Source organism: Ancrocorticia populi (assembly GCF_003123745.1).
GTDB classification, from domain to species: Bacteria; Actinomycetota; Actinomycetes; order Actinomycetales; family Actinomycetaceae; genus Ancrocorticia; species Ancrocorticia populi.
Genome location: NZ_QETB01000001.1, coordinates 276016 through 287937, shown reverse-complemented (window position 1 = coordinate 287937; position 11922 = coordinate 276016). Strand labels below are relative to the sequence as shown.

Sequence of the window (11922 nt, the reverse complement as noted above, 5' to 3'; positions counted from 1 at the left end):
GATTTGACCGTTCGGTTAACCGAGTTGATCAGTGCACGACTGACACGGAGGACATCATGACAACAACGCGACAAAAGGCCGGCCTCGTCTTTACCGGGCTGCTGGCAGGCGCCGGATTCTGGGCTGGAAACAAGATCGCGTGGCAAGTGCGCACGGACATGGACGCAGGCCATGATCTCTCCAGCATGTTGGACCGGTTCTGGCTCGACCTGAGCGAGAACCCTACTCATATCTCTACCAATCAGACCGATCTCTTGATCGGTCTGGCCGTCGTGGTGCTCATCGGGCTAATTTGGGCCTTCAACAGCTTAGGAAAGCGTCCCACCCGGCCCGGTGAAGAACATGGGTCAGCTCGCTGGGCCACCACCAAAGATATGAAACCGTTCCGGGACAAAGATCCACGCAACACGCTCACTTTCACCCAGACGGAAGCTCTCAGCCTCGATTCGCGTAAAACCCAGCGCAATCTCAACGCGCTGGTCATCGGCGGCTCTGGGTCGGGCAAATCCCGCTACTTCGTCCTTCCCAACCTCACTCAAGCCAACACGAGCTTTGCCGTCACTGACCCGAAGGGAGAACTGCTTTCCCAAACCGGGGATTACCTGACTGAGCAGGGATACCGGATCAAATCGCTCAACGTTGTGGACTTCGCCCGTTCTGACCGGTTCAACCCGCTCCATTACTTCAACCCGGATCAGGCCGAAGTTGATGTCCAGATCCTTGTGCAGAACTTCATGGCCAACACCTCCGGGCGCCAGCCGCAAGGTGGTAGTGCGGACTTTTTCGAGAAAGCCGAGAGGGCACTCCTTGGTGCGCTGACCGCCTACGTGTACTTCACGCGCGGTCCGTCCGGTACTTTGATCGACGTCGTCGATCTTGTCGGCAAGATGCAGGCCAGCGAGGAGGATGAGTCGCAACGCTCCGAGGTTGACTTGATTTTCGAATCCGTGAACGAGCTGATCGCTGAACACGATGCCGAACCCGAAGGCTGGGGACAGGCCGCCGTGTCCGCGCTCGACGGTCTGCGGTTCGCGGCCGCCCAATACAACACCTACACCCAAGGTGCCGGTGAAACGAAGAAGTCGGTGATCATTTCCCTTGGCGTGCGGATGGCGCCCTTGCACATGTCGCAAATGCGCACCCTACTTTCCGAAGATACGGTAGCTCTCGATACCATCGGCAGTGAGAAAACCGCCTTGTTCCTGGTCATTCCTGACACCCACGCCGCATTCAACTTCATCGTGGCAATCTTCTACGAGCAGCTCTTTGAAACCAACATCTACATCGCTGACCACAACGAATCCCACCAGCTAGACATCCCGGTCCAGTGCTTCATGGACGAGTTCGCCAACATCGGCAAAATGCCCTCCTTCGAGCGCAAAATCGCCGTCATGCGCTCTCGTGGGATCTCCGTTTCCGTCGTTATGCAGAACTTCGCCCAAGGCAAAGCCCTCTATAAAGACGACTGGGAGACCATCGTCGGCAACTGTGACAGTTTCCTATTCCTGGGCGGCTCAGAAAAGTCCACCACCGAGTATGTCTCCAAACTCCTGGGTAAACAGACCATTACTTCGTTTGATACCAGCGAATCCAAGGGCCGTAACGCCTCCATGTCGAAACAGAACAGAACCCTTGGACGTGACTTGATGACTCCCGACGAGATCGCCAGCCTGCCCGGCAGTGAGGCCCTCTACGTGTTACGTGGTGTTCGCCCCTTCCACTCCAAGAAGCTCAAAGCCCCCGACCTGTCCGGCAACTACATCTACGATCCCGACGCGTTGGAGACAGCTCTCTTAGAAGGAACCGATATCCACTGGGAGCCAGAAACACGCCTCTCAGAGGCCGCCGCCCAGCTTAGTGAGGCTACTGCCTAACCCAGACAGAGTAATCCCCCTGAACAGCCCTCACAGGCCATTCAGGGGGATTACTTTACCCTTCACCTACCAGTGCTTTCGCCATTCGCGAGGAACTGAACAGCAGGAACAGGAAGAACAGTGGGGCGATGAGCAACTGTCCGATGTTGCCTGTGATCGTCGGGATGATGTTGTCCCCCGTCACGCCAGACAAATCCACTGAGGCCACGTTGAAGAAGTTGTAGATTGCGATGATCAAGAAGATCACGAATCCTTGCAAGATCACCGTTCCGTACCTCTTCAGATAGCCAATCGCGATGCCCTTAGTCTCGGTGTGGCCCAGAAAGGACAACGGTAGCGTCACCGCAGCTGAGAGGATATACACCTCGGCAAACCTGACGAACACAATGATCTTCAACGCGATAGATGCCGCGATACCGAGTAGCCAAGGCAAGAACAAAACAAGCAAGAGGCCCGCTTGTTCCACCGTACCTAGATCATTGACAGCAGATTTCACCGCGTCACTGACCCCTGAACCAGTATCGGCATCAACATCCGCGACTCCGCCGATGAGTTTCTCGCCGACCTCATTGATGGCCCGCAAAATCAGATCAGCATTCTGGATCGCAATAACCACCAATGTCGCCTTAATCAAGACCGAGGCCACCATCTGGACCCCCAGTTGATGGTCACCCTCAACACGACTGGAGAGCTTGGCTAGCTCTAGTGTCAAGATGATCGCCACGATGACGGCCGCAACCGGCTTCACCACTGTGGAATTGACAGTATTAGCGAAAGTGAACACGTCAGCGTTGTATTCGGCGACAGAGTTGCGCAGCCCATCCGCCCCAGAGGCAAACGAACCTCCAAAGATGGCTTCGAGCATCGAAATAATAATGTCACCCATCAGGCTGCCAACCTCACTGCTTGCGGAAGAATAATGTCCGAATTGCGATAGAAGGACAGCGGGCGAATCCCGACCCCACCTCCCGGGATGGAGTCGATCATCTGACCATTACCCACGTAGATCCCCACGTGCGTAATGTTGTCGTACAACGCCGAGACCGAGGTCGATTGGAAGAAAAGAATATCTCCCGACTTCAGATTGTCCGTCGTCGCGGAAACATAGGTTCCCGCGCTCGACATTCCCACCTCATACATGGCATATTCACATTTTGCCATCGAAGCTGGATTACCCGGAGAACTCATCGGAAGAGTGATTCCCCGGCCATTCTTGTAGGCGTTATAGACCAGCCAACAACAATCCACTGACCCGTTACCCTGACCTCGGCCATACGGTAAACCGAGCATGCCTTTGGCGGCCGCGACAGCTTGATTCGCATCCCCTGACGGGGCAACCGAATCATCGACCTCACCAGCCAGAATGGCATCAGCACGGTCCTGGAGGGCAGGATTGCGTTTGATCACGATATCGTTGCTGGCCATGTAGTCTTTGGCCGTCTGCTCCGGTATCTTCTCGACGTAGTACTGGGCCGCCCCATAGTTCTCGGTCGTAATCTCGCCATCTGTCACCGAGGCGACGTAAGCGACATGACCGGCTGGATGATTGTGGCCGAACACTCCCGACTCGAACGAGATGATATCTCCCGGTTGAGCATCATCTGGCGATGAAATGGTCTCCCAACCCGGGAGCTTGCCTTCCTTGCCCCACAGGCGGCCATCGCCACCATTGGGAGTCAGGTCATCATGGCTGTAGACCCAGTTCCCTGGACCACCACCCATATCCCGATTGACGCGCCAATACACGAAGTCGGTGCAGTTCCCGTAGTAATAGTTCGTCTCCGGGTTCGGCGTGTTAAATACATCGGTCGCGTTGCCGGAGCCATCACGGACCTTATCCGCCCACGGATAGTCATCTCCCATCGCGAACGAAATAGGCGAAATCTCCTCATCTAGGAAGAAATTCGTGATCCACGAGGGAATGAACGACAAAATGGCCAACACGATGACTGCGATGACGACGATCGGCAAAGCGAACGCCGTTCCCACAGTGCCCAGCTTGACCGTCACCATGGCCACGGCGCGGGCAACGGTTTGAGTCGCAACCCGAGCGGCGACATGCCCAACTCGGCGGGCACCTTGCGCGGCCACACGACCGACTGGCTTGGCCGCTTTCTTCCCGACTTTGACCGTGGCTTTCCCAGTCGTCTTTCCCGTTTGTTGGGCTGTCAGGCGTGCCAGACCGCCGACCTTTTCTTGGAGATCGCCCTCGCCAGCGACCTCCCCCACCACAGCGTCCTGAGCGGCTACCCCGGCAGTTGCGGCTTTGCCGACCGGCCGGACAACTTTCTTGACATGCTGTCCAGCTTCGCCCGCTCTGCTGGCGGTGCTGGCACCGCCAGCAATCCCGGCAGCGCCAGCGGGCCGGGATGTTTTTCCCGTTCTTCGAGTTGCGGACCGATACCCTTTCTTTCCTAGTTTTCGCGCTTTGCGAGTGGCCACGGTTGCACCTTTTGTGGCCGTTTTGGCTGTCCAGGCAGTCGCTTTGCGGGTTTGGATCAGCGATGTAGTTGGCGCTTGCGTCTCGTCCGCTTGGACCGTTTCACCCGCCGTTCTCACGGCCCGCACTGAGCCGCCCATCGCTGATTTAGCGCGACTATGGGGCTTGACGTAGTTCACCTTGGTTGTATCGCGGAATCGGTTACTCATTGGTACCGACCTCGCTCACTGGCAGGATCGTTGCGTCGTTCTCACTGATCCTGCCCTCATCATTCGATCCCCAGCACAGCAGTGTTTCGAGATCAGTCGATACGCAGGCACCGAACCGGCTGGATGTCACTGTGAGTGCCTTGGCATCTTCTGGCAGGGCAACATCAACGGGACTGGAGGCCGCCGCACCTTTCTTTCCGGTTCCAAGCTGGCCGGAATAGTCCGATCCCCAGCAGGTCACCGTTCCCTCAGTGGTGGCGCAGGCATGGATCTCCCCCGCTGACAAAGAATCAATCTTCTTGCCTTCCAGGGCAGGGACGGCCGTGGGAGGCAAGGACTCTTTCGATGAGTCTCCGGCCTGTTTCCACCGGTTGTCACCCCAACAGGTGACCCCGGTACCATCCGATGCGCAGGCAAAATCTTTGCCCGCGCTCAACATGGTCACGCCCGCCATATTGATAATTTCCTCGTGGCTTGTCATTCCGGCGCCTGCACCAAGCTGGCCCCGGTTGTTTTGTCCCCAACACCTGATCTGGTCACCTGTTGCAGTGCAGGTGAACCCGTCTCCAGCCGCTGTCAAACCATCCATCACGTCCACAATCTCCGGCGTGGGGCTTGAGACGGCCTGACTGGACGTTGCTGGCTCAGCGACGGGCTGCTCGGGCTGGCTGGCGGCATATGCGCCGCCAGCCCCGAGGAGGGCTACTGCACCAGCCACAGCGAACGCCCACTTTGGAAGCTGGTGTTTTCTGGTGGGCAGAGGAGCCACTTCAGCTTCTTCTGGCATCACAAACTCACTCAGCGGGGTGATCTCATCGTTGGCGATGCACTGGTGTGCCCACGCGGTCAGCTCTGGCCATGCAGCTCGATGCTCTGCGAGATCTTCGAGTGTGTCCGTCGTCAGAACGTTCGTGTTTGCTGCGATCGCTTCCAGGTTTTCTTCGGTCAGCTCTGGATCAAGCATGGCTGACCTCCGGCACTGTCTCAAACTTGGTGGAGAACACCTTGAAGATGTGCGAGTTAGGATCCATCGTGTTATCGAACGGGATCACCACGCGCCCCATCCGCATGAGGCCACAGCCGGGATTCACGTTTGTGAAATACCCGCGCTGTTGGCCGGACAGCTTCAACAACTCAGTCAGAGCATCGGCATCTGTAGACTGCTGATTCAACAAGAACAGTCCATCCGAGTTCGACAGCATGAGGCGTGCCCGTTCATTAGCAAGCAACTCTTCAATGTTCTGTGTGATGCCGGTGGCTGATGCGCCCCACTTCCTGACCCGCTTGAAAATGCTTTGGCAGTATTCTGCGGCCCAGTCGTTCGCAAACAACAGATGGAATTCGTCAATGTAGAGCCAGGTGCGCACTCCTCTGGCACGATTCCGTGCGATTCGTGCCCACACCTCTTCGAGGATCACCATCATGCCGAATGTCTGCAAGTCACTGCCGAGATCGGCAATGTCGTAGACCGTGACACGATTCGTGTTATCCACGTTTGTTTGCCGCGCAAACCCTGCCGCAGACCCGCGCGCATATAGCTCTAGACCAGTCGCGACCTCATGGGCTTCATCTTCCGGCTCGTCTGCAAGCACTTCGTAGAGTGTGGCCAGCGTCGGCGGCAGAGCCGTCTGTGATGCCCAGTAGGAGCGGTACATCTTCTGGGCGGCCCGGTCAATGATTGACCGTTTCGACGCGGAGAGTCCTTCACTCCCACCCAGGAGCACTTCACACAGTGACAACACATAGGTGCATTTGTCACTGATCGGATCACCATCGGACGTTTTCACGTCCTTATCGAGCGCTAGCGCGTTCAGGCAATCGGTCGATCCCGGAGAAATCACCACGCGGGCAGCGCCCAGCTCGTCCGCTAACGGGACGTATTCGCGCTCAGGGTCAATAACTAAGACTTCATCATTGACCTGGCGCAGCACCGTTTGGGTGATCTGGTCTTTAGCTGACTGGGACTTGCCTGACCCTGTCGTGCCCAGAATGAAGGCGTTCGAGTTCATTCCGAGGGTACGGTCAGCCACGATGAGATTCTTCGATAGTGCGTTCACACCGTAGAACAATCCTCCCGGCTGGAGCAGTTCTTGAGTCGTGAACGGGATCATGACGGCCGCAACTGCGGTTGTTAACGTGCGGAAGATTGGCAAATCGTTCCTACCCAATGGCAAGAGTGCGTTCAGCCCGTCGATCTGCATGTACTTCAGATTCTCCAGCACGCAGGAATGCTTGCCACAGACGCGGCGGACCCGCTTGACCGCTTCAGCCAGCTCAGCTTCGTCAGCGGCGGACACGCCCACCACAATCGTCGTCTTGAAAAGCTTCTCGTTAGATTGTTCTAACTGATCCCGCAACTCGGCGGCCTCAGCGTGAGATGCTTGCAGCTCATGGGGAAGGAAATCCTCGCCCAACTGTTGTTTTGCGAGCTTCTTCATCTCGGTTGAGCGTTGCATATCCATCGAGGCAATCTGTCGCTTGACCAGACCGAGGCCCTCAGCCTGGTCTAACGGGTCTAAGTGGAGAGAGACCGTTAAATCGAACGGGATCTCAGCCAGCTCTTTCAGGACTCGATCATTCATCCACGGCGGCAGCTTGCGCAGCACCAAGGTCTGCCACAACCGTTCCTCCCCCGAGGATAAGGTCAGCCGGTCGTGGTTCGACACGTCAATTGAAAATGGGGAAACGAAGTCTTTCGTTGTGGCTGCTTGGCCAACGAGTTCGTTGTACTCGAAGTCTGAGGCCACTCCTGGGCGGAGCATGTGCTGGAGCAAGCGGGCCCTTTCCTGACCGTCGATCTGTTCGGCTACACAGCCCCCGACCTCACGCAATGTTGACGCATCCTCAGCGACCATACGCGAGAGCATGATCTTGGCTTCTTCAACCGTTTCCGCCTCAATCGCTAGCGTTACATACTTCTCCGACAGAGTGTTATTGCGCCCCGTTTCGAGCCGCTGGGCAATCAGTCCGTTGTACTCTCCGCGTGTGGCGTCAAACTTATCTCCGCGATAGCCGAGCTGGACATCGCGCATCAACTGACGCTTGTCCAACACCCGGTTCAGTAGCGTGATTTGGACGTGCTGACCGGCCAGATGACCATTCAAGAAGCGTGCATACTTCTCGATAATGTCCTCTTGGCTAGAGGCGGGAGCCAACTGGTAGTCAATATCAGACAACTTCAAAGTCACCGAGTACCGGTTGCCACCCAGCCAGCACAGCCCCGATTCAGCTAATGCCTCATAGTGGATCTGTGCTTGGGTTGATGTCTTAATCTTCGGCTCAGTTGGTTGCTTCGAAGGCGCCGTAGCGTCGTCGCGCTTTGCGTGACGTGCGGGCAAGAGCTTCATGTGTCCCTTCCTTTCGTTGAGCAAACGGATCACGCTGATAGAAAGTGAACCGCTTATGGCCTTTCCGCGCTTCCACGGCATATCTCGCGTATTGCTCGAAGGGCACACCCATAGGGCGCACCCATCCGACCGCGATAAATGGGATGGCGAGAACGAACGTCAAGACAACGCCCAAGTTCTCCTGGCCCAGCATGTAACATGCCGCGAAAACCACTCCCACCACGGGGATACCGATCGCGGCGATCCCGAATTGTCTCCATGACAACCCGAACATGACTTTCGCTTGATATGCCGTGACTTCGCGGTAAACCTTTACCTCGAATGCCATGGCTACAACGCCACCGCACCAAACAAGGCCCCAGCGGCGATGATCATGCCGCCGCCGACAACCTGCCACAGACCTGACTTAATATCCGGGCCGTTCGAGTCTTTCAGACCGATACCTGCCACGATGGCGCCCCACGCGAGCCAAAGGGCACCCCCGATGACGACAAACTTCTGGAAGAGATCTAGGACTTGCTCCAACATGTTTATGCTCCTTCACTAATGCGGTGGTGCTTTCCACGGCGGACCAAGAGTCCGCCCGCACCGACCAGTCCGGCTGCTGTCGCACCCAATATGGCCACTGATGCGCCCGTATTCGGCAGTTCAGCTGACGTTGTTTGTGCTGTCTCAGACTGCGCTGTTGTAGCGGTGGCCTGTTGGGCAGCCGCACGCTCACTGGCCGTGGCTGGAACCTTTTCATTCCGTTGTTCAGTGGGCAGAGGAATATCTGCCGTGGCCACTGGTGCCACCGGCTTTGTTGAAGGAGTCAGTGACGTCGATGTTGATGGCGTCACGGGACTCGGTGTTGCTGGTGTAGGGTCAGGGGTGACCGGCGTCGGTTCTGGAGTTGGGTCCGGCTCAGGATCAACTGGCTCCACGGGATCAGGCGACGGTTCTGGATCCGGAATCTCCGGGTCAGGATCAGGTTCAGGAACCGGATCAACTGGCTCAGGATCAGGATCCGGGTCCGGTAGTGGCGGCTCTTCGCCGCCACCGGGATCAGGCGTAGGGGGATCATTTTCATCCCCCTCGTCTGGCACCGGAGGCTCCTGTTCATCCAGTGTCGCAACTTCCGAGGCTTCGGACTCGACCGCGATGGTCTCCTCAGCCCCCTCATGTGAATCTTCAGCAGCAAGCGCCACACCCGCAGGTGCAAACGCCAGCGCCACTGTTATCGTCCCGGCAGAGACGAACTTTCGTGCTTTCATCAGTATTTTCTTTCTCTCGTTTCCGGTTCCTGTAGCTCAAATGCGAATGGTTATGTCGCAGGGCCTCATTCAGTCGTGTAAATCAATATCCCCGGACTCATTTAGCCCGGCAGCATCTTCAAGGGAGGCGATGGAGTTTTTGATGTCCTCACGCATTCCAGACAAAGCCGTCTGATAGTCGATCCCTTCGGTGATCGTGATGTCCTCCCAACGATCATTGATCTCATCAATCAGTTTTTGTAGAGCCTCGGCCTTCTGTTCCAACGATGTGGCTAGCCCGCCATCGGCTAGCTCAGCCGACACGGCGTCAAGGGCTTCGACGGCGGCATCGACATCTTGTTGTGCCCACCTCACCGGATCTTTCAACTCGAAGTTCACCCAGTTCGTGCCCTCTAACGCCACCTCGGAGGAAGCGTTCGCATTCTCAGCTTGAACGTCACTCAAGGCCGCCTGTCCTTGAACCGTGGCATCAGTTAGTTCAGTGGTTGCCGACTCAATTTCCTCGGTGGAAGCCTTCGACACGTCTAACCGGTCAACACTGGGAACAGTGCCAGCGGTCTCTACCGCGTCCGACAGACGGTCACACACCGGATGGTTCTTCGTGTCAGTCGGGCAATCCGGCAGCATTGCCTCCCCTATCGCGACCTCTGATTCAACCTCGGTCTGTGTGTTCTGGTAGCTCTCCCAAGCTGTCGCATAGTCTTCACGAGCCGCTTGGGAGGCGTTTTGGTTGACCTGCACTACCACGAAGGCAGCCACGATAATCGCCAAAGCTGCAAGCCCTACGGTGAGCATGATCCACTTGTTCCTGGTCATCGCCTGCTCCTCACGTTTGGATGGCGGTTCAGCGACGGATATTGGCGTCGCAACTCTTCGAAAAATTCAGGAGACGGTGTGGTTCTTAGTCTGGTTTCCTGTCCCGGCCCCGGTTGAGAATCGCCACCACGAGATGGACTCGGAGCTGGGACAGGAAGCTTCTTCTTCGGCGGGTTCGTATCCCGGATCGCTTCAACCCGGTGAATCACCAAACCCGCCGCAAACTTCTCCGGCAACGGATTATTGTTCAGCCGGTTATAGACCTCGCGCTCACTCCAGCCATCCGCCACACACTGTTGGAGAGCTGTCGCAATCCGTCGAGCACTCGACCCGTCAAGCACGTGACGCATCGGGGTCGGGACCATCCGGTCCACCAGTCCCTGCTCGGCCTCGTCCAAGCGGCGCACCGAAGGTGCCGCCTCTTGTGACGGGCGGGCTATATTCCCGACCAACCCCTGATCTGGAACGTCAGGCGCGGCAGTCTCGTCTGGTTGGTTGGTTATTGATACTTCTGAACGTAGTGAAGAAGTATTGGAATCCCTATGGGATTGCGCCGTGGTCTGCCGTGCCTCGGAAACCTCGGCCTGAATATTCAGGCAAAGGTCCTCACCACCCCTTTGCCTGAAATTCCGGGCAAAGTCTTTTTCCGCATTCTGGCGCGGTTCTTGCGCTGGAGTTTTGAAATCAGGATGAGACGAACAGCTCGCGATTTTTGCACCAACCAAACCACGATCCTCAATCCGCTCCACAACGTCCTGATAGGCATCTTCTGGAGCAATCGGAGAATCGGAGCTGACAACCCAATCACGCCACTTACCCTCGTGGCGCACCCTGAAACGGAAACGGAAACCCTTCTCTTCCAACTCACGTAATGCCTTGCGCGTTGCCGACTCGCCAAGCCCCCGGCCCTGCAACGCCCGATACCCCATTGGAGCGTCCGGCTTCATCGCCAACGACTTGATCAGCAGCGCCATCGCCACATAACTCAAATCCTCGTTATGTACCACAGCATTCGGTACAGCAATCCCACCCCGCCGAGTACTCGAGAACATCGCCTTCTGACTCATTGGTTCACATCCAAACTTCTGGGCAGCAACGGTTCGAGCACACCCGCTGGATCAGGCCCGACTCCATCCCATGGGGCAAACTCATCCACATATCCGGTGGGCGGATCCGGCGGCGGCCAATGTGATTCTTCCTCGACGCTCATCGATCAAACTCCTCGAGTCCTGGTAACGGCTCCCCGTACTCCTCAGACATTTCCTGAGAAGCGATCTCCGCATCCTCCTCAGAAACAGCTTCTTCAGCCGACTTCGTCGTCGGTACCAAGAGTGCTTCAATGTCCTCGCGGCGGAACCTAACCTGGCCATTTGGGAGGTGAATCGCGGGGATTTTGCCTGCTTTGGCCCATCGAATAAACGTGCGGTCGGATGCCAAACCGGTCCAATCAGCTGCTTGACGAGCCGTAATGATATTTGTCTCTAGTGACGATTTTCGTTCCCGCATGACTTCACGCTAGCATCTGTCTATCTCGAACGCCAGTTGCTCCTATTGACGATATTCGTCACTAGTGGTTCAATTGGCTTATGAGCATCACGGTTGAACACAAGTACTCGGTACCAGAGTGCATTGGCCTCACTGTCAATCAGTACCTATTCGACGCCAAGATTCAGAAAAACGAACTCGCAGCGATACTGGGTGTAGCCAAAACCAATGTCTCACGTCGTATCCGAGGACTAGCTGATTGGTCCGCGGAAGACCTAATGCTCACAGCTGAGCTATTAGGTGTTGAGGTGTCAGATCTACTCCCCGCACGAAATACCGATGGCGACTGGACACCCGCTCCGTTTATTCCAGGTAAAGCGAAAGCCCCGGTTCCGTTGGAAACCGGGGCTGATCGGAGCCACCTGAGAGAATCGAACTCTCGACCTATTCATTACGAGTGAATCGCTCTGCCGACTGAGCTAAGGTGGCGCACCGCGT

The 11922-nt window shown here is 56.6% G+C and carries 12 protein-coding genes and 1 tRNA gene; 1 reads left to right on the top strand and 12 read right to left on the bottom strand.

Features of this window, described 5'->3' with window-relative positions; all coding sequences use genetic code 11:
• Positions 1 to 56: 56 nt before the first annotated feature.
• Entirely contained in the window at positions 57 to 1874 is a 1818-nt protein-coding gene (locus DD236_RS01350) for a VirD4-like conjugal transfer protein, CD1115 family (RefSeq protein ID WP_109092582.1), read from the top strand.
• Between the two features lie 55 nt (positions 1875 to 1929).
• Here the strand turns inward: DD236_RS01350 and DD236_RS01345 are convergent, their stop codons facing one another.
• From DD236_RS01345 to DD236_RS01290, 12 genes are all read right to left on the bottom strand, one after another.
• Positions 1930 to 2760, bottom strand: a complete 831-nt coding sequence (locus DD236_RS01345) for a VirB6/TrbL-like conjugal transfer protein, CD1112 family (protein ID WP_109092581.1) — start codon at positions 2758 to 2760, stop codon at positions 1930 to 1932.
• Complete coding sequence (locus DD236_RS01340; RefSeq protein WP_109092580.1) at positions 2760 to 4523, bottom strand: CHAP domain-containing protein; 1764 nt, start codon at positions 4521 to 4523, stop codon at positions 2760 to 2762. Before DD236_RS01340 ends, DD236_RS01345 begins: the two co-directional genes overlap by 1 nt.
• A complete protein-coding gene (locus tag DD236_RS01335) occupies positions 4516 to 5487 on the bottom strand; it encodes an RCC1 domain-containing protein (RefSeq protein WP_109092579.1) in 972 nt (323 codons plus the stop codon). The genes DD236_RS01340 and DD236_RS01335 overlap by 8 nt, the downstream gene beginning before the upstream one ends.
• Complete coding sequence (locus DD236_RS01330; RefSeq protein WP_109092578.1) at positions 5480 to 7870, bottom strand: VirB4-like conjugal transfer ATPase, CD1110 family; 2391 nt, start codon at positions 7868 to 7870, stop codon at positions 5480 to 5482. Before DD236_RS01330 ends, DD236_RS01335 begins: the two co-directional genes overlap by 8 nt.
• Positions 7803 to 8198: a PrgI family protein gene (locus DD236_RS01325; protein ID WP_109092577.1), complete on the bottom strand. Its 396-nt coding sequence runs from the start codon at positions 8196 to 8198 to the stop codon at positions 7803 to 7805. The genes DD236_RS01330 and DD236_RS01325 overlap by 68 nt, the downstream gene beginning before the upstream one ends.
• Positions 8199 to 8200: 2 nt before the next feature.
• Complete coding sequence (locus tag DD236_RS01320) at positions 8201 to 8398, bottom strand: hypothetical protein (protein ID WP_207785644.1); 198 nt, start codon at positions 8396 to 8398, stop codon at positions 8201 to 8203.
• A 2-nt stretch (positions 8399 to 8400) separates the two neighbouring features.
• Entirely contained in the window at positions 8401 to 9123 is a 723-nt protein-coding gene (locus DD236_RS12005; protein ID WP_165819789.1) for an LPXTG cell wall anchor domain-containing protein, read from the bottom strand.
• 69 nt (positions 9124 to 9192) lie between these two features.
• Positions 9193 to 9939, bottom strand: a complete 747-nt coding sequence (locus tag DD236_RS01305; protein WP_109092574.1) for a hypothetical protein — start codon at positions 9937 to 9939, stop codon at positions 9193 to 9195.
• Entirely contained in the window at positions 9936 to 10913 is a 978-nt protein-coding gene (locus DD236_RS01300) for a hypothetical protein (protein WP_133246028.1), read from the bottom strand. The genes DD236_RS01305 and DD236_RS01300 overlap by 4 nt, the downstream gene beginning before the upstream one ends.
• Before the next feature lie 89 nt (positions 10914 to 11002).
• A complete protein-coding gene (locus DD236_RS12000) occupies positions 11003 to 11149 on the bottom strand; it encodes a hypothetical protein (protein ID WP_165819788.1) in 147 nt (48 codons plus the stop codon).
• Positions 11146 to 11445 carry a helix-turn-helix domain-containing protein gene (locus DD236_RS01295; RefSeq protein ID WP_109092572.1) on the bottom strand — a complete coding sequence of 100 codons (300 nt, stop codon included), beginning with the start codon at positions 11443 to 11445 and terminating at the stop codon, positions 11146 to 11148. Before DD236_RS01295 ends, DD236_RS12000 begins: the two co-directional genes overlap by 4 nt.
• Positions 11446 to 11840: 395 nt before the next feature.
• Positions 11841 to 11913, bottom strand: a tRNA-Thr gene (locus DD236_RS01290).
• Between the last annotated feature and the right edge of the window lie 9 nt (positions 11914 to 11922).